20 protein-coding genes are annotated in these 19,830 nt (G+C 69.6%); 13 read left to right on the top strand and 7 right to left on the bottom strand.

Annotated features, from left to right (window positions below; all coding sequences use genetic code 11):
• Positions 1-41: 41 nt before the first annotated feature.
• Complete coding sequence (locus DXK32_RS07490) at positions 42-674, top strand: hypothetical protein (protein WP_114857947.1); 633 nt, start codon at positions 42-44, stop codon at positions 672-674.
• A 140-nt stretch (positions 675-814) separates the two neighbouring features.
• Here DXK32_RS07490 and DXK32_RS07485 read toward each other — a convergent pair whose 3' ends face one another.
• Positions 815-2,902 carry a YgiQ family radical SAM protein gene (locus DXK32_RS07485; RefSeq protein WP_114857931.1) on the bottom strand — a complete coding sequence of 696 codons (2,088 nt, stop codon included), beginning with the start codon at positions 2,900-2,902 and terminating at the stop codon, positions 815-817.
• Positions 2,903-3,210: 308 nt separating this feature from the next.
• On the opposite strand from DXK32_RS07485, the gene DXK32_RS07480 reads away from it, so the two are divergent.
• Together DXK32_RS07480 and DXK32_RS07475 are read left to right on the top strand one after the other, a co-directional pair.
• Positions 3,211-3,396 carry a hypothetical protein gene (locus tag DXK32_RS07480; RefSeq protein ID WP_114857930.1) on the top strand — a complete coding sequence of 62 codons (186 nt, stop codon included), beginning with the start codon at positions 3,211-3,213 and terminating at the stop codon, positions 3,394-3,396.
• Between the two features lie 63 nt (positions 3,397-3,459).
• Positions 3,460-3,648, top strand: a complete 189-nt coding sequence (locus DXK32_RS07475; protein ID WP_114857929.1) for a hypothetical protein — start codon at positions 3,460-3,462, stop codon at positions 3,646-3,648.
• Between the two features lie 62 nt (positions 3,649-3,710).
• Here DXK32_RS07475 and DXK32_RS07470 read toward each other — a convergent pair whose 3' ends face one another.
• Positions 3,711-5,531, bottom strand: a complete 1,821-nt coding sequence (locus DXK32_RS07470) for a hypothetical protein (protein WP_247877027.1) — start codon at positions 5,529-5,531, stop codon at positions 3,711-3,713.
• 565 nt (positions 5,532-6,096) lie between these two features.
• Here DXK32_RS07470 and DXK32_RS07460 point away from each other — a divergent pair.
• The 3 genes from DXK32_RS07460 to DXK32_RS07450 all read left to right on the top strand — a co-directional run bounded on the left by DXK32_RS07460 (position 6,097) and on the right by DXK32_RS07450 (position 7,376).
• A complete protein-coding gene (locus DXK32_RS07460; RefSeq protein ID WP_114857927.1) occupies positions 6,097-6,648 on the top strand; it encodes a YcbK family protein in 552 nt (183 codons plus the stop codon).
• Positions 6,649-6,909: 261 nt separating this feature from the next.
• Entirely contained in the window at positions 6,910-7,104 is a 195-nt protein-coding gene (locus tag DXK32_RS07455; RefSeq protein ID WP_014197998.1) for a hypothetical protein, read from the top strand.
• Positions 7,105-7,151: 47 nt separating this feature from the next.
• Positions 7,152-7,376 (top strand): hypothetical protein, encoded by a 225-nt coding sequence (locus tag DXK32_RS07450; protein ID WP_247877026.1) that lies wholly within the window; start codon positions 7,152-7,154, stop codon positions 7,374-7,376.
• 103 nt (positions 7,377-7,479) lie between these two features.
• On the opposite strand, the gene DXK32_RS07445 is transcribed toward DXK32_RS07450, so the two are convergent.
• The 4 genes from DXK32_RS07445 to DXK32_RS07430 form a co-directional block, all read right to left on the bottom strand.
• Complete coding sequence (locus DXK32_RS07445; protein WP_094305637.1) at positions 7,480-7,689, bottom strand: hypothetical protein; 210 nt, start codon at positions 7,687-7,689, stop codon at positions 7,480-7,482.
• Between the two features lie 264 nt (positions 7,690-7,953).
• Complete coding sequence (gene uvrC, locus DXK32_RS07440) at positions 7,954-9,798, bottom strand: excinuclease ABC subunit UvrC (RefSeq protein WP_114857926.1); 1,845 nt, start codon at positions 9,796-9,798, stop codon at positions 7,954-7,956.
• 99 nt (positions 9,799-9,897) lie between these two features.
• Entirely contained in the window at positions 9,898-11,022 is a 1,125-nt protein-coding gene (locus tag DXK32_RS07435) for a LacI family DNA-binding transcriptional regulator (protein WP_114857925.1), read from the bottom strand.
• 264 nt (positions 11,023-11,286) lie between these two features.
• A complete protein-coding gene (locus DXK32_RS07430; RefSeq protein ID WP_114857924.1) occupies positions 11,287-12,219 on the bottom strand; it encodes a LysR family transcriptional regulator in 933 nt (310 codons plus the stop codon).
• A 147-nt stretch (positions 12,220-12,366) separates the two neighbouring features.
• Between DXK32_RS07430 and DXK32_RS07425 the strand changes: the two genes are divergently transcribed.
• Positions 12,367-13,557 (top strand): urate hydroxylase PuuD, encoded by a 1,191-nt coding sequence (locus tag DXK32_RS07425; protein WP_114857923.1) that lies wholly within the window; start codon positions 12,367-12,369, stop codon positions 13,555-13,557.
• Here DXK32_RS07425 and uraH read toward each other — a convergent pair.
• On the bottom strand, positions 13,542-13,904 hold the full coding sequence (gene uraH, locus DXK32_RS07420; protein WP_114857922.1) for a hydroxyisourate hydrolase: 363 nt from the start codon (positions 13,902-13,904) through the stop codon (positions 13,542-13,544). The two genes, DXK32_RS07425 and uraH, sit on opposite strands and share 16 nt — an antisense overlap.
• Before the next feature lie 178 nt (positions 13,905-14,082).
• Here uraH and uraD point away from each other — a divergent pair, with 178 nt between their 5' ends.
• From uraD to DXK32_RS32595, 6 genes are all read left to right on the top strand, one after another.
• Positions 14,083-14,580: a 2-oxo-4-hydroxy-4-carboxy-5-ureidoimidazoline decarboxylase gene (uraD, locus tag DXK32_RS07415; RefSeq protein WP_247877025.1), complete on the top strand. Its 498-nt coding sequence runs from the start codon at positions 14,083-14,085 to the stop codon at positions 14,578-14,580.
• Entirely contained in the window at positions 14,577-15,818 is a 1,242-nt protein-coding gene (locus DXK32_RS07410) for an allantoate amidohydrolase (RefSeq protein ID WP_247877024.1), read from the top strand. Before uraD ends, DXK32_RS07410 begins: the two co-directional genes overlap by 4 nt.
• The gene (locus DXK32_RS07405; RefSeq protein ID WP_247877023.1) at positions 15,815-17,062 is read left to right on the top strand and encodes a M20/M25/M40 family metallo-hydrolase; all 1,248 of its coding nucleotides are present in this window, start codon (positions 15,815-15,817) and stop codon (positions 17,060-17,062) included. The genes DXK32_RS07410 and DXK32_RS07405 overlap by 4 nt, the downstream gene beginning before the upstream one ends.
• Positions 17,063-17,206: 144 nt before the next feature.
• Positions 17,207-18,250, top strand: coding sequence for a GMP reductase (locus DXK32_RS07400; RefSeq protein ID WP_114857920.1), 1,044 nt, complete (start codon positions 17,207-17,209; stop codon positions 18,248-18,250).
• Between the two features lie 158 nt (positions 18,251-18,408).
• On the top strand, positions 18,409-19,662 hold the full coding sequence (gene glf, locus DXK32_RS07395; RefSeq protein ID WP_114857919.1) for a UDP-galactopyranose mutase: 1,254 nt from the start codon (positions 18,409-18,411) through the stop codon (positions 19,660-19,662).
• Entirely contained in the window at positions 19,659-19,826 is a 168-nt protein-coding gene (locus DXK32_RS32595; RefSeq protein ID WP_205215665.1) for a hypothetical protein, read from the top strand. The genes glf and DXK32_RS32595 overlap by 4 nt, the downstream gene beginning before the upstream one ends.
• Positions 19,827-19,830: the final 4 nt, after the last annotated feature.

Below are 19,830 nucleotides of genomic sequence, written 5' to 3'. Positions count from 1 at the left end.
GGATTTGCTATGGATTTGACGCTTTTCGACAGGAGAGTGCGATGGCGGACCGTGTGAGGCGTCTGGGACTCGCGGCGGCGGTGGGCTCATGCCTGCTGGCCGGTGCGGCCACGGCGCAGATGGCCACCCAGACGGCCACCCAGGGCCCCCTGCGGCTCGTGCCGACGCCCAGTCCGTCTCCTTCTCCGGTGGTGGAGCAGCCCCCTGCCCCGCCGGTCCCCGTTCCACCGCAGCCGTCCCCGGCGGCCACGGTGGTCCGGCCGGGTCAGCCCGCGGCCAACCCTGCGTCCATCCCGCAGCCGTCCGCAAGCGCTGACCCGGCCCAATTCATTCCGCCGACTCACCGCCCCCAGCCGACCGACCGGGTCGCGGCGGTGCGCGCTTTCTACGAGGCCCTGGGACAGGCCGACGCCGCGCGGGCCAACACCTACGTCATTCCCGAGAAGCGTGGCAGCGGGGCCTACGACATCGCGTCCATGACGCGCTTCTACGGCAACATGAGCGTTCCCGTCCGCCTGCTGGCCGCGGAGCCCATCGGCCGGGACGCCGTGCGCGTGCGCTACCACTATGTCCATGTGAGCGGCCGCACCTGCGACGGCGCCGCCGAGGTCGCCCTGGCCGAGCGCGACGGGCTAGCGTTGATCGAACGCATCCGCGCGCTCAACGACTGCTGAGTCTCCATCCCCTCTCCCCTCCGGGGAGAGGGTCAGGGTGAGGGGGTTGCGCGTTTGCCGAACACACCAACACGCGCATCCCCCTCACCCTCCCCACGCCTACGGCGTGGGTCCCCTCCCTCTCCCCGGAGGGGCGAGGGCTACCTCGCCCCTCCCGTCGGCTTGCCGGGCTTGGCCGGCGCCCGGCGGCCCTTGCCCGCCTGCTGGGTGTAGAAGGTCTTGCCCGGTTTCGGCCTGTCGGTTCCGGCTTTGCCCAGCCCCCCCGTCGTCTGCCAAGCCGGAACGAGCTGGTGCTCGCCCGGACCGATCAGGTCGCTGCGGCCCATCGCCTTCAGCGCGTCGCGCAGCACCGGCCAGTTCTCCGGGTCGTGGTAGCGCAGAAAGGCCTTGTGCAGGCGGCGCTGCTTCAGCCCCTTGGCGGAGAACACCGTCTCCGACCCCTCGCGGCGGATCGGGCGCAGCGGGTTGCGGTCGCTGTGGTACATCGCCGTGGCGAGCGCCATGGGCGAGGGCAGGTAGGTCTGCACCTGATCGGCCTTGAAGCCGTTCCGCTTCAGCCACAAGGCGAGGTTCATCATGTCCTCGTCCGTCGTGCCGGGGTGGGCGGCGATGAAGTAGGGGATGAGGTAGAGCTTCTTGCCCGCCGCCTTGGCCGCCGCCTCGAACATCTCCTTGAAGCGGTCGTAGGTGCCGATGCCCGGCTTCATCATCTTGGACAGCGGGCCGGGCTCGGTGTGCTCCGGCGCGATCTTCAGGTAACCGCCGACATGGTGGGTCACCAGCTCCTTCACATACTCCGGGCTGCGGACGGCGAGGTCGTAGCGCAGGCCCGAGGCGATGTTGATCTTCTTCACGCCGGGGATGGCGCGCGCCTTGCGGTAGAGCTGGATGAGGTCGCTGTGGTCGGTGTTCAGGTTCTTGCAGATGTCGGGGAAGACGCAGGACGGGCGGCGGCAGACCTTCTCGATCTCCGGGTCCTTGCAGGCCATGCGGTACATGTTGGCGGTCGGCCCGCCCATATCCGAGATGACGCCGGTGAAGCCCTTCACCTTGTCGCGGATCTCCTCGATCTCCTTGAGGATCGAGCCCTCCGACCGGCTCTGGATGATGCGCCCCTCATGCTCGGTGATCGAGCAGAAGGAACAGCCGCCGAAGCAGCCGCGCATGATGTTCACCGAGAAACGGATCATCTCCCAGGCCGGGATGCGCGCGTCGCCGTAGGACGGGTGGGGCGCGCGGGCGTAGGGCAGGCCGTAGACGCCGTCCATCTCTTCCGTGGTCAGCGGGATCGGCGGGGTGGTCAGCCAGACCTCGCGGTCGCCGTGCCGCTGCACCAGCGCGCGGGCGTTGCCGGGGTTGCTCTCCTGGTGCAGCACGCGCGAGGCGTGGGCGTAGAGCGCCTTGTCGGCGCTGACCTGCTCGAAGGAGGGCAGGCGGACCACCGTGCGGTCGGCCCCGGCGGCGCGCGGCGCGGCGGGGGTCAACTCGTCGATGCTGCTGCTGTCGATGACGGTCCAGCCGTCCGGCACGCGGCTGCGAACGATGGAGGTACCGCGGACATCGTCGATCTCCCGCGCCTTCTCCCCGGCGGCGATGCGGTGGGCGACGTCGATGATCGCGCGCTCGGCGTTGCCGTAGCACAGGATGTCGGCCTTGGAGTCCACCAGGACGGAGCGGCGGACCTTCTCGCTCCAATGGTCGTACTGGGCGATGCGGCGGAGGCTCGCCTCGATGCCGCCCAGCACGATGGGCACGTCCTTGTAGGCTTCGCGGCAGCGCTGGCTGTAGACGATGACCGCGCGGTCGGGCCGCTTGCCGCCCTCGTCGTTGGGGGTATAGCTGTCGTTGTGACGCAGGCGGCGGTCCGAGGTGTAGTGGTTCACCATCGAATCCATGTTGCCGCCGGTCACCCCGAAGAACAGGTTCGGCTTGCCCAGCGCCTTGAACGGCTCCGCGCTGCTCCAGTCCGGCTGGGCGATGATGCCGACGCGGAAGCCCTGCGCCTCCAGCAGCCGCCCGATGATCGCCATGCCGAAGCTGGGGTGGTCCACATAGGCGTCGCCCGTCACCACCACGATGTCGCAGCTGTCCCAGCCCAGCCGGTCCATCTCCGCCCGCGTCATCGGCAGGAAGGGCGCCGGGCGCCGGGCCTCCGTCCGGTGCCGGGGGAGGGAGAAGATGTCCCGCGCCGCCGGAACGGCGACGGTGGGCGTGGCTTCGTTGAGCATGACGCTCTCCGTTCGGGCCGCCGGTGCGCGGAACGCGCGGCCGGGGCGGGGTGCTTGATGGTCGGGTGCCGGTTCATACCGGCAATGTCCGGCATGGTCCACCGCGCGAGTCCCTACGGAAGTGCCGCGGCGCGGTCAAGGATTGCCTGACTGTCCGGGTCAACTTTATACGCGATTATGACGCCGTGATGTGTGCAGCCGGGGCGCCATCGGCAAGGGGCCATGGGAACGTGGGGTCGCAACGGCCATGCCGGCATCCTGTTGGAAAGAGCGGAGACGGACGCTTCTCCCATAAGCAGGAGCTGATCATGAGCACCGACAAACGCTACGGCGACGAGCGCGACGTGCCGCTCGACATCAAGGACACCCGCGCCGACCCCGCCATCGACGAGGAGAAGATGGGCTTCCAGAACATTGAAGGGCCGGGTGCGGAGACCAGAAAGGATAAGGCGCCGGACACCGACGACTCTCCGGACAGCGCACCCCGGCCGTGACGCGGACCCCTGCGGGTGCTCGGGGCGTTGTTTGCTGGAGCCACAACAAAGCGGAGGTTCGCCATGGCTGAAGAGAAGACACCGGACACTCCTCCCACCGCGGGGCCGGGCCAGGACTCGCCGTTGGAGGACAAAACCAAGACGCCCGGTGACGGGACGCTCCAGGACGCCGTGCCCGCTGGAACCACCTCCGGCGAATTGCGGCGGCGGGCGGAAGAGGATGACGGGTCCGTCCAGCCGGGCACCGGCTGACGTGCCGGAAGCGTCGTCGGTTTCATCATACGACGTCGTATGAGAGCGACGGGGTATGAGAGCTACCGGGTGACGCTGTCGCCCGCGGGCGCGGCCAGTCCGACCATGGCATAGCTGCTGCGGATGGCCGCGTCCAGCGTCGGGGGCAGGGGCTGGATGCGCTGCTCCCGCGCCGCGCGGCGGGCGAAATCGGGGTCCGCGGCCAGGGCCCGCGTCGCCGCCGCCTTGGCCTCGTCCATGCGCCCCATCTCGACGAAGGCGATGGCCAGGGCGGCCTGGGCCGGGGCGGCGGCGGTCACCTCGAATTCCAGCTTCGTGCTGTCCGGGTGTCCATGACGTTGCAGGGCGAGGCTGTAGGCGGGCAGGAGCCGTTCCCGCTGCGCGGGGTCGCGTTCCATGGCCTGTTCCAGCAGGGGCAGGCCCTTCGCCGATTGCCCGGCTTCGACATGCCACAGACCGAGGTCGCCCAGCACCTGGGCGTTTCCGGGGGACGCCCGCAAAGCGCGCTCTCCGGCGGCGAAGCAGGGGGCGTACTGCCCGCGCAGGCAATAGGCGGTGTAGAGCGCCGTCAACGGGCGCGGAGACGCCGGTTCCAGTTCGGTGGCGCGCAGGGCGGCGGCCAGGGCGTCGTTCAGCGCGGCGTCGTTCCGCTCCGCCCGATAGGCGTCGGACTGCAGCAGGGACAGCGCCGACCACAGGCGGGCGGACTCGCCGGCGCCGGCGGTCAGCGCGCTGGCCCCGGAGGTCAGGCAACCGTTCAAGGCGGCCCGCTCGGCCGGGGGGATCTCGTGCCGGCCGGTGGCGAGGAAGGCGCATTCGCGCGGCGACAGGCTGGCGGCCGGTTTGGCGCGCAGACGCGCGGCGGCAACTGGCAGGAGGGGGCCTTGCGCAGCGGTGAGCGGGTCGATGATGCCGGCCGCCAGATCCTGCGGCGTGGGTGACCCCTGCGCTCCGGCCGGGCGGTCCAGGCTGGTGGACCAGAGCACCGTTCCGGTGGCGAGGTCGGTCAGATGCACGACCAGCCGAACCGCCGCGTCATGCTCCTGAAGGCTTCCGGACAGACGGAATCCCTGATGGGGCAGCCGGGCGGACGGCGGCGGGTCGATCCGCACCGGAAGGTCGGTCCGGTTGGCTAATCCGCTGGCGATCTCATCGGTCAGCATGGCGGCGAGGGCGCCGTCCTCCGCCGACCGGCCGGTGGTCCGGAAGGGGCCGACGAGGATGGTCATCGACGCGTCGGCCGCCGCGGATGCGGGCGCGGGCAGGGGTGCCGCCGGCCCGATCTCCAATGGTCCAATCCCCAGCGGCTCCGCGCTGGCCGCGATCGGGTGCGGGCTGAGCGCCAGCGCTTCCTCCACGTCGATCGGGGTGGCGAGGTTTCGTCCGACCAGCAGGCCGGCCAGCCCGACGGCGATCAGCACCACGGCCGCCAAGCCGGCGATGCGCAGGGAAACGGGCCTCCGCACCGTCTCCGCCGCCGCGACGGCGTGAGGGCGGGGCAGGGCGGGGGACGACGGTTCGTTCTGCCGTTCGAAGCGGGGAACGTAGCCGCCCTTCGGAACGACAATGCGGATCGGGTCGTTGCGGCCCGCGGTCAGATAGTAATGGTCCAGGCTGCGGCGCAGCCGCCCGGCTTCCAGCCGTACGATGGGGTCGGATTGCGGATCGAAGCTCGGCTCGCGGTTGAAGACGCTGACGGCGATGCAGTAGGCTTTGATCTGCTGCGCCCGACCCGCCAGGCACTCCTCGACCACATAGCGCAGGAAGCGGCGGTTGCGGTCCGACGCGTCGAAATGGTCGCTCGCCAAAATCCGTTCAAGCTGAGTCCTGACGGCACGATCTTCCCATGCCCACTCCTGCGCGGGCGGCGTTTCCTCGGTCATCCGTGACATCTCCCGAACGTTGAGAAAGACGGCGTAGGATCCTTCTCAAAAGGGGTGGGTCGATGTGTTGCCGGCATTCTTTCATCGCGAAAAACCGCTGTCCATCGGCCCTGTGCTTTTAGGCCGGACCCTATTCCCGAAGTCCGCCCGGATCTCTGTTCGTTGGGGTAGGGCGCTCATCCGAAGGCTGGCGCCGTCCGACCGAAGGCGGTGGAGGGCACCCCCGTCGAACGGGGGGTAAACTACCGTATGCTACCCGCCGCGGGGGAACGGCCGGGCCACTGTCCGGGTTACCCGCCGCCGGACAGGGGACTCGACAGGGCAGGGTCCGAACGATGGCAGAAGGCCCTTCCCGCTCCCACGGCACGCCTGGCTCACCGACGCGCGTCCCCCGCCGTCATCAGCGCGTGCCGACATTTTCCGGTTTTCCCTGTTCACGGCTTCGGTAACGCAACGCACCGGTGGTTCCATGCCTTTTCTGTCTTCGACTTTTTTGCCGTCCCTGAACGCTTTGTCCCATCGCTCTCCCGCTTCCCACCCTCAAGCGTCGTCCCCAAAATCCCGGATGGCCCAGTCCGCCGCGTCCGCGTTGACGCGCCGCGGCATCTTCGGGTTGGGGGCCGCCGTGGCGGTCGGTGTCTGCAACAGCCGCACCGCCGCGGCGTGGGAGCCGGCGCCGGAGCGCACCCTGCGGATCTACAATTGCCTGACGGGGGAGAGCTTCGACGGTGTCTATTGGGCGGAGGGACGCCCGATCGTGGAGGCGATGGCCCGCATCGACTGGGTGCTGCGCGATCATCGCAGCGACGATTGCCACCGCATCGATCCCGCCCTGCTGAACCGTCTGTCGGAGATGCAGGAGAAGCTGGACAGCCGGCATCCGTTCGAGGTGCTGTCGGCCTTCCGCTCCAAGGAGACCAACCGCCGAGTCAAGGGAGCGGCGACGGGCAGCCTGCATCTGCAGGGGCGGGCCGTCGATCTGCGCCTTCAGGGGCGGCGCGCGGTGGATCTCTACCGCTGCGCCCTGTCCTTCGGCGACGGCGGGGCTGGCTGCTACGCCAAGCGGAACTTCGTCCATGTGGACACCGGGCCGACGCGGCGCTGGGTCGGGGCCTGAGGGTGGCGGCGCGGAATCGGGACTTTTCGTCGCAGAACCTTTTGCCAGGGGGCATCGGGCGAAGGGCATTACGCCGATGGATGGATTGTGCGCAGGACGGAGGAAGCGCACCATAGCCCGAAAAAGAAGGCCATATGATCAGGCCAATGCTCTTTGGGCCAAGCTCTTTGGGAGGAGCCCATGCTAACCCCAACCGACCTTGCGGACTCCCGGGGCCGCAGCTTATCGGCGCGCCGTCATCCTCTGGCGGACCCCGCCCGGATGGCCCAGGCCCGCACGCTGGCGGGCTGGATCGCCGTGATCGCCGAGGATCGTGGCCTTGACGAGCGGGGCGTCGCCGCCGCCACCGGCCTGGACATCGAGGATGTCCGGGCGGTTCTGGGCGGCACCGTGTTCATGATGCCCGTGAGCACGCTCGACCGCGCGCTGCGCCGCCTGGAAGGCCGCCCGCACTGAGGAGCCGCAAATCCGCCACTCCCTGCCCGCTGGCACAGGAGCACCGCATGACCCATCACGTCCGCAAACGGAGCAGCGCCATGGACCGTAGGGAGAAACGCGACGCCATCACCCGCATCCGCCACGCCGCCGAACAGCAGGGGCTGGACGCCGGTGATCTGGCCCGGATGACCGGTCTGGCACCGGGGCACGCCCGCGCGATCCTGTCCGGTTTCGGCTCGACGGTCCCGCGCGATGCCCTGGACCGCACCGTCACCGTTCTGCCGGAGTGACGGAACGCTCGGGACGCGTGCATTCATAAAGGCACGCTGAAATGGAAACGGCGGCGCACCGGGTGCGCCGCCGTTGTTCCTGGACCTTGCGGAGTGCCGCGGTTCAGGCGACCGAGAGCACGTCCAGATAGACGTTCGCCGGCTCGGTCAGGTGAATCCGGTACAGCATCCCCATCTGGTCGACGATGATGCTGGCGACGGGGTTCTTGGCCGCCATGTCGGTGACGGCGGCGCGCACGTTGCGCGGCAGGCTGTCGAGTTCGACGTCGCGGTAGCCGTTCTTGTCGGAGAACTTGATGATCTTCTGGCCCATGATCAGGCGCCCTGCGTGCATGCTCTGTTTGCGGTGGGCGGACCATGATCCCGTCGGGTTAAGGAAGCACTAACCAAAAACCGCGCAAACGCAGGACTGATGAGCGGCGGCTGCATCGGTGTCCTTGGAATAATTCGGGCGGCGGTTGCCCCCACCCTTCCCACGGCTTCGCCGCGGGCCCCTTCCCTCCCCCGCTTCGCAGGAGAGGGAAATTTAGTCCCCTCTCCTGCGAAGCGGGGGAGGGTTAGGGAGGGGGCCAGCGGCTCACCCATGGAAATGCTCGAACACCCGCCGGGCTAGCGCGGCGCTGATGCCGGGGGTGGCCTCCAGATCCTTCAGCCCGGCCGAAGCCACCGCGGTGGAACTGCCGAAATGGTGCAGCAGGGCCTTCTTGCGCGACGGGCCGACGCCGGGGATGCCGTCGATGCGGGTGTGGTCCATCGCCTTCAGGCGGCGGGTGCGGTGGGCGTCGATGGCCGTCCGGTGGGCCTCGTCGCGCAGCCGTTGCAGGAAGTAGAGCACCGGGTCGTTGGGCTCCAGCCGGAAGGGCTCGCGGTCCGGCAGGAAGAAGCGCTCGCGGCCGGCGTCGCGGTCCGGACCCTTGGCGATGGCGGCCAGCGGCACGCCCGTGATGCCCAGCCCGTCCAGCACCGCGCGGGCGGTGTTCAACTGGCCCAAGCCCCCGTCGATCAGCACCAGATCGGGCCATTGGCCGCCGCTGCGCCGCGGGTCCTCGCGCAGGGCGCGGCCGAAGCGGCGGGTCAGCACCTCGCGCAGCATGGCGTAATCGTCGCCGGCCGCCACGGGGTCCTTGATGTGGAAGCGGCGGCCCGCGTTGCGCTGGATGCCCTCCGGCCCGGCGACCACCATGGCGCCGACCGGGAAGGCGCCCTGGATGTGCGAATTGTCGTAGATTTCGATACGGGCCGGAGTTTTGGCCAAACCGAAGACGCGGGCCACCCCGGCCAGCAGCTTGCCCTGGGCGGAGCGTTCGGCCATGCGCCGCCCGTGCGCCTCGCGCGCGTTGGTCAGGGCGTGTTCGACGACGCGGCGCTTGGGGCCGCGCTGGGGCACCTCGACCTCCACCCGCCGCCCGGCGGCCAGCGTCAGCGCCTCGGCGAGCAGGGCGCGCTCGGGAATGTCGTGACTGAGCAGCAGGTGGCGGGGCGGCGGCGTGCCTTCGTAGAGCTGCGCGGCGAAGGCGGCGAGGATCGCGGCCGGCTCCTCCTCCCCGTCGTGCCGGGGAAAGAAGGCGCGGGTGCCCTGGTTGCGCCCGCCGCGGAAGAAGAAGGCCTGGACGCAGGCGGTCCCGCCCTCGGCATGGACGGCCAACACGTCGGCGTCCTCCAGCACGCCTTCCAGATTGATGTCCTGGCGGCTTTGCAGGGCGGTCAGGGCGCGGATGCGGTCGCGCCAGCGCGCGGCGTCCTCATAGGCCAGCCGGTCGGAGCAGTCCATCATGTGGCGGGCGAACTCCGCCTGAATGGCGGCGCTGCGCCCGGACAGCACGTCGCGCACGCCCTGCATCTGGGCGGCGTAGTCCTCCGCCGAGACGCGGCCGACGCAGGGGGCGGAACAGCGCTTGATCTGGTGCTGAAGGCAGGGCCGCGTGCGCGACGTGAAGGTGGCGTCGTCGCAGTTGCGCAGCAGGAAGGCGCGCTGCAACGCCCCGATGGTCATGCCGACCAGGGCGGGGGAGGCGTAGGGGCCGAACAGGTCGCGCTTCCTGCCATGCCGGTCGGCGCTGCCACGGTGGTGCATCAGACGCGGGAACTCGTGCCCCTCGCCGAGCGCGATGTAGGAGAAGGAGCGGTCGTCCTTCACCAGCACGTTGAAGGGCGGCAGCAGGCGGCGGATCAGGTTGGCCTCCAGCAGGAGGGCCTCCGCCTCGGTGTGGGTGGTGACGAACTCCATGGAGCGGGTCAGCGCCACCATGCGGCGGGTGCGGTTGGGCAGCCCGTCCGTCCGGGTGTAGCTGGCCACCCGGCGTTTCAAGTTCTTCGCCTTGCCGACATACAGAATGCGCCCGTCCGCCCCGATCATCCGATAGACGCCGGGCGTGTCCGGCAGCGTCGGTAGGGTGGCGCGGATCACCGCAGCTCCGTCCATCACACGAACCCGGTGTGTTGATCACGATGGGGCGGAAGGAAGCAGGGGAACGAACCATGGACAAGGGACAATCGTCGGCCCTGTCCGTCAGACCAGGATTCACCCCGCCGTCTGCCGCTCCACGCCCGCCGCCGCGTCGGGGCGGGTGCTGTCGCGGACGACCAGTTCGCAATCCAGCCCATGATGCGGCTGGGCCACCGTGGTGCCGTTCAGCCGGGCCAGGATCTGGCCGGCGGCCAGCTCCCCGATCTCGCGCTGCGGCGGGCGCACGGTGGACAGCGGCGGCAGGCAGGCGGCGCTGAAGGTCAGGTCGCCGAAGCCGATCACCGCCAGATCGTCGGGCACGCTCAGCCCGCGCCGGTTCGCCTCGAACAGCACGCCCAGCGCCATGGCGTCGTTGGAGCAGACCACCCCGTCGATGTCTGGATGAAGGGCGAACACCTCGTCGATCAGCCAGATGCCGACGGGGGTGGAGGCGGTGTCGGGGGCGGTGAAGGCGATCGGCTCGTGCAGGCCGCGGCGGCGCACCTCGTCCTCATAGCCGTCGGTGCGGCTGCGCACGCGCATGTCCTGATGCACGGCGGCGCCGATGTAGGCGACCTTGCGGCTGCCCTGGTCGTAGAGGTGGCTGGCCTGCCGCCGCCCGACCTCGAAGTGGGAGAAGCCGACCGTCATGTCCACCGCCGGGGTCTGGGCGGAGGGGATGTCCCACATCTCCACCACCGGCACGCCGGAGGAGCGCAGCATGGCGCGCGTCCGCTCGGTGTGGTGCAGGCCGGTGACCACCACCGCGGCGGGCGACCAGGCGAGGAAGGCGCGGATCAGTTCCTCCTCCCGCTCCGGATCGAATTCGCTGACGCCCAGCAAGGTTTGGTAATGGGCGGTCTGGAAGGCGCTTTGCAGCGTGTTGTAGGTCTCCGCGAAGAAGGAGTTGGTGATGGAGGGCAGGATCACCCCCACCGTCCGGCTCTTCGCCGCGGCGAGGCTGCCCGCCACCAGATTGGGCACGTAGCCGAGCTGGTCGATCACCGTCCGCACACGGGTCGCCAGCTCCTCCGACACCGCCTCCGGCTTGCGCAGATAGAGCGAGACGGTGCTGGGCGACACGCCGGCGGCGTTGGCCACGTCCGTCATGGTCAGCCGCTGGGTGGCGCGGCGAGTCTTCTTGCGGATGGGCTTGGCGGGCTTCGGCGGGATCGGCTTGGCGGGCGGCTGTGCGGTCATTCTCGTCCTTCCCTGCGGCGAACCCCGCCGCGCGGCGTGGCGGCATCATAGCACGCCGTTGGAGAAGCGGGGGAAAGAGCGGGAGCGCCACCGGGGCAATCGCCTAAACGCAGGGAGCAGGAAATGCGAGCAAGATTCGACACGGATTTCACGGATCAACGCACGGATTTCACGGATTGTTTCCATGCCAAAATCAGGTCATGCCGCAAAGGACATCACGTCGAATGGTTCCGTGAAATCTGGTTAAAATCCGTGAAATCCGTGTCAATCCTTGTCCCCCAACGGAGCGACTTGTTTTGAATCGGCGAGCGCGGCGCGCGCCTGCTCGGCGAAGAAGTCGATGAAGACCCGGATCTTGGCGGGCAGCAGGTTGCGGTGGGGGTAGAGCACGGCGAGCGTCACCGGCTCGGGCGGGCAGTGCGGCAGGACGACGCGCAGCTCCCCACGGCGCAGATGGTCGGCGACCTCCCACAGCGGCTTCAGAACGATTCCCTCCCCGGCCAGCGCCCAGCCGGTCAGCACGTCGCCGTCGTCGGCGTCGAACTGGCCGGACACCGGCAGCGTCATCGGGCCTTGCGGGGTGTTCAGCGTCCACTGGAACTGCTGCGATCCGGGAAAGCGCAGCAGCAGGCAGTGGTGGGACAGCAGGTCCTCGGGCCGGGCCGGCACGCCCCGCCGCTCCAGATAGGACGGCGCGGCGCAGAGCACCCGCGGCAGGTCGGCGATCTTGCGCGCGACGAAGCTGGAATCCTTCAGCGGCGCCATGCGGATGGCGACGTCCGTCGCCTCGCGCAGCAGGTCGAGCAGATGGTCGGACAGGCGCAGCCGCAGGTCGACCTGGGGGTAGGCGGCGTGGAAGCGCGGCACCATCGGGGCCAGGATGCGCCGGCCGAAGCCCAGCGGCGCCGTCACCCGCAGGCTGCCCACCGGCGCCCCGCCGATGGCGCCGACGCTGCTCTCCGCCCGCTCCGCCGCCTCCAGCACCTCCAGGCAGTGTTCGAAGAAGACTTTGCCGGCCTCGGTGAACTGCACCTGCCGGGTGGTGCGGTTGAGCAGGCGGGCGTTCAGATGCTCCTCCAGGCTTTGCAGCCGGTGGCTGACCACGGCGGGCGACAGGCGCAGGCTGCGCCCGGCGGCGGACAGGCTGCCCAGCTCCACCACCCGCACGAACACCCGCATGTTCTCCAGCAGCGCCACGCTTGGCCCTTTCCCCACACGCCCTGGGGAATCCTCCCACCTTTCCGTTTTTTTTGAAAGTGCTGGCGCACGCATCCGCTTCCCCGCTGCGCTGCGGCAACCGTAGAGTTCAGGGTGGGGATCACCGAACGGAAGAGGCCGCGACGCATGGAGCCGATCGTCTGGGAGTGGGTCAATTTTCTGGTGCGCTGGCTGCACGTCATCACGGCCATCGCCTGGATCGGGTCGAGCTTCTACTTCATCCACCTCGACCTGTCCCTGCGGCGGCGCGACGGCCTGCCCAACGGCGTGGCGGGGGAGGCGTGGCAGGTCCACGGCGGGGGCTTCTACAACATGATGAAATACACGGTCGCCCCGCCGGAACTGCCGGAGAAGCTGACCTGGTTCAAATGGGAAGCCTACGCCACCTGGCTCAGCGGCTTCTGCCTGCTGTCGGTGCTCTACTACCACGGCGCCGAACTCTACATGATCGACCCGGCGGTGCTGGACATTCCCTGGTGGGGCGCGGTGCTGCTCAGCCTGGGCGCGCTCGGCATGGGCTGGCACGTCTATGACCGGCTGTGCAAGTCGCCGCTGGGCAAGGACGATGTGAAGCTGGCGGCGGCGGGCTTCGTCTTCCTGGTGCTGGTCGCCTGGGGCCTCAGCCACGTCTTCAGCGGGCGGGCGGCGATGCTGCATGTCGGTGCGCTGATCGGCACGATGATGTCGGCCAACGTCTTCCGCATCATCATCCCCAACCAGACCAAGGCCGTCGCCGCCATGAAGGCGGGGCAGGTGCCCGACCCGGCGCTGGGCAAGCAGGCCAAGCAGCGCTCCCTGCACAACAATTACCTGACGCTGCCGGTCGTCTTCCTGATGATCTCCAACCACTACCCGCTGGCCTTCGGCACGCGCTACAGCTGGGTGATCGTGGCGGTGGTGCTGGTGGTGGGGGCGGTGATCCGCCACTTCTTCAACAGCCGCCACGCCGGCAAGCCGACGCCCTGGTGGACCTGGGCGGTTGCCGCCGCGGGCGTCGCCGTCATCGTGGTCCTGAGCGCCGCCGGCACGCGGACCGAGAGCGCCGCCGCCGCGTCGGACAAGGTCGAGTTCGCGCAGGTGGAGGAGGTGGTGCTCTCCCGCTGCTCCATGTGCCACGCGGCGCAGCCGGTGTGGGAGGGGATCGGCGTTCCGCCGCGCGGCGTGATGCTGGACAGCGCGGAGGCGATCGGCCGGCACGCCTCCCAGATCCGCGTCTGGGCGGCGCTGTCCGACGCGATGCCCCCCGGCAACGTCACCGGGATCACGCCGGAGGAGCGCCGCCTGCTCGCCGCCTGGACCGATCAGCTTCCCCGGTAGGTCGAGTAGCTGTAGGGGGAGACGAGCAGCGGCACGTGATAATGCTGGTCCGCGTTGGCGACGCCGAAGCGGATCGGCACCACGTCGAGGAAGGCGGGTTCGACGATCTCCAGGCCGGAGGCGCGGAAATAGGCGCCGGCCTCGAACACCAGCTCATAGACGCCCGGCGTCAGGTCGGCCCCGGCGAGGAGCGGCGCGTCGCAGCGCCCGTCGGCGTTGGTGCGGGTCTGGGTCAGCCGCTCCCGCCGCTCCCCGTCGATGCGGTAGAGGGTGACGGCGATCCCGGCGCCGGGCCGTCCGTGCGTCGTGTCGAGAACATGGGTGGTCAGGCGCCCGCTTCCGGACATGGGTCTCTCTCCTCGCCGTGGAATGCCGCGAGGACAGCTTATACCGCACCGCCGCGCACTCTGAACGGGGGCTGGGCAAAAAGACTTTCAAACGGATCGAAAAAGCGGACCTCGGCGATTGCGGGTATGCTGCGGGGCAGGGGACCGATCAGGGAAGGCCGGGATGCGACCGAGCGAGATGGACCGTGCAAGTTTCGTCGCCCGATTCGGCGGCGTGTTCGAACATTCGCCTTGGGTCGCCGAAGGCGCCTGGGATGCCGGAACCGTGCCGGACGACGCGGAGGGCTTGCACGCCGCGATGGTCGCCGTCCTGCGCGCCGCCGGCCATGAGCGGAAGCTGGCGCTGCTGAACGCCCACCCCGATCTGGCGGGCCGGCTGGCGCTGCGCGGCGAGCTGACCGCCGACAGCACGGCGGAGCAGGCCAGCGCCGGGCTGGACCGCTGTACGCCGGAGGAGTTCGCCCGCTTCACCGAATTGAACGACGCCTACAAGGCGCGCTTCGGTTTCCCCTTCATTCTGGCGGTCAAGGGCCGCAGCCGCGCCGACATCCTGGAAGCCTTCGAGACCCGCCTGTCCAACGGCCCGGAGGAGGAGTTCGCCACGGCGCTGGCCCAGGTCGAGCGCATCACGTGGCTGCGCCTCAAGGATTTGCTGCCCAAGGACATCCTCCCATGACGGTGTTCGGCGCGGACCTGATGGCGCGGCTGGACGCCTTCGCCGGTTTCACGGAGGAGCCGGGGCTGCTGACCCGCCTGTTCCTGACGACCCAGCACCGCGCCGCCGCGGACTGGCTGATGGAACTGATGGGCAAGGCCGGGATGAACGCCCGGCTCGACCCGGCGGGCACGGTGGTCGGCCGTTACGAGGGGACCGTGCCGGGGGCACCGGCCCTGCTGATCGGCTCCCACATCGACACGGTGCGCAACGCCGGCCGGTATGACGGGAATCTGGGCGTGCTCGCCGCCGTCGCCGCGGTGGCGGAGCTGGACCGGCGCGGCGAGCGCCCGCCCTTCGCCATCGAGGTGCTGGGCTTCGGCGACGAGGAGGGGGTGCGCTTCCCCGTGACCCTGACCGGCAGCCGCGCCGTGGCCGGCCGCTTCGACCCGGCGGCGCTGGAGACGCGCGACCGCGACGGCGTGCGCATGGCCGACGCGCTGCGCGCCTTCGGCGGCGACCCTGAGGCCATCGCCACGGCGGCCCGCAAGCCGGGCGAGGCGCTGGCCTTCCTGGAGCTGCACATCGAGCAGGGGCCGGTGCTGGAGGCCGAAGGGTTGCCGGTCGGCATCGTCACGGCCATCAACGGCGCCACGCGCTTCGCCGTCCGGCTGCGCGGCATGGCCGGCCACGCCGGCACGGTGCCGATGGCGCTGCGCCGCGACGCGCTGGCCGCCGCCGCCGAGATGACCCTGGCGGCGGAGCGGGTGGCCGCGGCCTCGGAATCCGGGCTGGTGGCGACGGTGGGCCGGATCGAGGCGAAGCCGGGCGCCGTCAACGTCATCCCCGGCGAGGTCGTCTTCACCCTCGACGTCCGCGCGCCGGAGGACGCCGTGCGGCGGGACGCCTGCGCCGCCATCCTCGCCGACTTCGAGGGCATCGCCGCCCGCCGTGGCGTGGAACTGGCGGTGGAGACCACCCACGACGCCGCCGCCGCCCCCTGCTCCCCCGGCATCCGGCGGCAGATCGAGGCCGCCGTTGTCCGCGCCGGCGTCCGTCCCCTGTCGCTGCCCAGCGGCGCCGGGCATGACGCCATGGCCTTCGCCGGCGTGCTGCCGATGGGCATGCTGTTCGTCCGCTGCAAGGGCGGCATCAGCCACAACCCCGCCGAATCCATCACCTCGGAGGACGCCGATCTGGCGGTGCGGATCCTCCTCGACATCATCCGCCACTTCGAGCACGAGACCCCGACCGCATGACCGATACCGTCCGGACCGATACCGCCCAACAGGCCATCCGCGCGTTCCTGGAGCAGACCCGCGACGCGCAGGTCCGCTTCCTGGCCGAACTGGTCAAGGTGCCCTCCGACAACCCGGCCGGCGACTGCGCGCCCCACGCGGAGCGCGCCGCCGAACTGCTGGAGGCCATGGGCCTGACGGTGGAGCGCCACCCGGTCCCGGCAGAGCTGGTGCGGGCCAACGGCATGATCTCCGCCACCAACCTGATCGTGCGCCGCCGCTTCGGCGACGGGCCGACCGTGGCGCTGAACGCCCACGGCGACGTGGTGCCGCCGGGCGAGGGCTGGACCCGCGACCCCTATGGGGCGGAGGTGGTGGACGGCTGGATGTACGGGCGCGGCGTCGCCGTCTCGAAGTCGGACTTCGTCACCTACACCTACGCGCTGCTGGCGTTGGAAAAGGCCGGGCTGGACCGCGGCACGGTGGAGCTGCACCTGACCTATGACGAGGAGGCGGGCGGCGAGATCGGGCCGAAATGGCTGCTCGACGAGGGGCTGACCAAGCCGGACCTCGCCATCGCCGCGGGCTTCAGCTACGGTGTCGTCACCGCGCACAACGGCTGCCTGCATCTGGAGGTCGAGGTCACCGGCAAGTCCGCCCACGCCGCCCTGCCGATGACCGGCATCGACGCGCTGGAGGCGACCACGGCGATCCTCGGCGCGCTCTACGAACACCGCAAGGGCTATGCCGGCACCGTATCGGCGGTGGGCGGCATCGGCTCGCCGCAGTTGACGGTCGGCCTCATCAAGGGCGGCATCAACACCAACGTCGTCCCCGACCGCGTGACCCTGCGCCTCGACCGCCGCATGATCCCGGAGGAGGCGCCGGAAACGGTGGAGGAGACGTTGCGCGCGGTCATCGCCGAGGCGGCCACGGCTTTCCCGAAGGCCCGCGTCGAGGTCCGCCGCGTCCTGCTGGCCCGCCCGCTGACCCCGCTGCCCGGCACCGACCGGTTGGCCACCGTTCTCTGCGCCCACGCCAGCCGCGTCATGGGTGAGCCGGTGGAGACCAAGGGCGTGCCGCTCTACACCGACGCGCGCCATTACTCCGACGCGGGCGTGCCCATCGCCCTGTTCGGCGCCGGCCCCCACACCATCGAGGAGGCCAACGCCCACCGCGCCGACGAGCGCCTGCCGCTGTCCGACCTGTTCAAGGCGACGGAGGTTGTGGCGCTGTCGCTGTTGGAGGTGTTGGGGGAGGGGTGAGGCTGCACTGGTGCTGACCTTGCCCCCACCCTAACCCTCCCCCGCTTCGCAGGGGAGGGGACTTTACTCTCCCTCCCCTGCGAAGCGGGGGAGGGCCGGGGAGGGGGCAACGGCCCTCCCCACAACAACAAGGACGACCCGCCGGTGATCATCGAGAACGATCTGAAGCTGGACTTCAAGGATGTGCTGATCCGCCCGAAGCGCAGCACCCTGGAAAGCCGCAACGACGTGGACATCGAGCGGACCTTCCGCTTCGTCCACAGCGGGCTGGAATGGACGGGCTTTCCGCTGATCGCGGCCAACATGGACGTGGTCGGCACCATGGCCGTCGCCCGCGCCCTGTCGCGCTTCGGCGCGATGACCGCGCTGCACAAGCACTATCCGGCGGAAGCCCTGATTTCTTTCTTCCGCGACGAGGACACGGCCAACGTCTTCTACTCGCTGGGCACGACCGAGGCCGACTACGACAAGTTCCAGGCGGTGAAGGCCAAGGCCCCGGTGGGCAAGCTCTGCCTGGACGTCGCCAACGGCTACACGGAGCGCTTCGTGCGCGTCATCAGCCGGTTGCGGACGGAGAACCCGGACATGGTCATCATGGCTGGCAACGTGGTGACCGGCGACATGACCGAGGCGCTGGTGCTCGCCGGGGCCGACATCATCAAGGTCGGCATCGGTCCGGGGTCGGTCTGCACGACGCGCAAGATGACCGGCGTCGGCTATCCACAGCTCTCCGCCATCATCGAATGCGCCGACGCCGCGCACGGGCTGAAGGGGCAGGTCTGCGGCGACGGCGGCTGCACGGTGCCGGGCGACATCTCCAAGGCCTACGGCGCCGGGGCGGACTTCGTGATGCTCGGCGGCATGCTGGCCGGCCACGACGAGTGCGAGGGCGACATCCGTTACGAGGAGCGCGGCGGGCAAAAGGTGCCGGTGGCGATGACCTTCTACGGCATGTCGTCCGACACGGCGATGCACAAGTACGCGGGCGGCGTCGCCTCCTACCGCGCGTCGGAGGGCAAGACCGTGGAGGTCCCCTACCGCGGGCCGATCGACGGCACGATGCAGGAGATCATGGGCGGCGTGCGCAGCATGATGACCTACATCGGCGCCACCAAGCTGAAGGAGGTGTCGAAGCGGACCACCTTCGTCCGCGTCGGCGCGCAGCTCAACACCGTCTTCGGAGGCTGACACCGCGGGAGGTACCCAGCTTCGGGTACCTCCGTCTCCACCGTCTTCGTCCGGAACCACCGGCGGCTTCCACCGTTCGCAGGATGTGCGGACGGGTGGGGCGCCGGACGGCTTGCCCCGCTCGTCCGCCTTTTGGCGGGACGAGGAAGGCAGAGCTTATGCGTGATTTCGATGGAGCCGCTCCGGCTTATGTGGGGCGGACGGACGGGCCGGCGGTCTTCGATTACCTGATCGTCGGCGCCGGTTTCGCCGGCAGCGTGCTGGCGGAGCGGCTGGCGGCGGGGCTGAACAAGCGGGTGCTGCTGATCGACCGGCGCCCGCACATCGGCGGCAACGCCTACGACCATCATGACGACGCGGGCGTGCTGATCCATCGCTACGGCCCGCACATCTTCCACACCAATTCGCAGCCGGTGGCGGACTATCTGTCGCGCTTCACCCAGTGGCGTCCCTACGAGCATCGGGTGCTCGCCCATGTGGACAAGCAGCTGGTTCCCATTCCGATCAACCGGACGACGGTCAACAAACTCTACGGCTTGGACCTCGACGAGGCCGGCGTGGCGGCGTTTCTGAAGAGCCGCGCCGAACCGGTGGCCGACGTCCGCACCTCGGAGGACGTGGTGGTCGGCGCTGTCGGGCGGGAGCTGTATGAGAAGTTCTTCCGCGGCTACACCCGCAAGCAATGGGGCCTCGACCCGTCGGACCTCGACAAGGCGGTGACGGCGCGCGTGCCGACGCGGACCAACGACGACGACCGCTATTTCGGCGACAGCTTCCAGAAGATGCCGCTGCACGGCTACACGCGGATGTTCGAGACCATGCTCGACCACCCGAACATCACCATCCGCCTGGGCGCCGATTTCCGCGACGTGGTGAAGGACGCACGCTACCGCAACCTGATCTTCACCGGCCCGGTGGACGAGTATTTCGAATACCGGTTCGGCAAGCTCCCCTACCGTTCGCTGACCTTCCGGCACGAGACGGTGGACCAGGAGTGGTTCCAGCCCGTCGCCGTGGTGAACTACCCCGGCGAGGAGGTGCCGCACACCCGCATCACCGAATACAAGCACCTGACCGGCCAGACCAACCCAAAAACCAGCCTGACCTACGAATACCCGTCGGCGGAGGGCGACCCATACTACCCGATCCCCCGCGCGGAGAACGCCGCCCTCTACCGCAAGTACCAGGAGCTGGCCGACGCCACGCCGAACGTCCATTTCGTCGGGCGGCTGGCGACCTACCGCTACTACAACATGGATCAGGTGGTGGCGCAGGCGCTGGCGCTCTACACCCGCATCGCCAAGGCCGAGGGTGCTGTGGCGGAGGGCGCGCGCGGCATTTCCGGGATCGGCGCCGCTCCACAGGCCGCCCAACCGGCCGCTCCGGTCCACAGCAGGAGGGAAGCCTCATGAAAGCGTTCGGAATGGCCCTGGCCACCGCCGTGGTCCTCGCCATCGGCGCCAGCGTGATCCTGGAAGGCACGCTCGGCCGCACCGCCGACCAGACCTACGCCGCCCCCTCGGTCCGGCTGAGCGAGGACAACACCGTGCAGTACCGGAACTTCATGGGGCACTGAGAGC

Origin of the sequence: Azospirillum brasilense (genome assembly GCF_003349955.1) — a bacterium.
Taxonomy (GTDB): Bacteria; Pseudomonadota; Alphaproteobacteria; order Azospirillales; family Azospirillaceae; genus Azospirillum; species Azospirillum brasilense_B.
The sequence above is the reverse complement of the archived record's forward strand: the minus strand, read 5'-3'. Positions and strand labels throughout refer to the sequence as shown.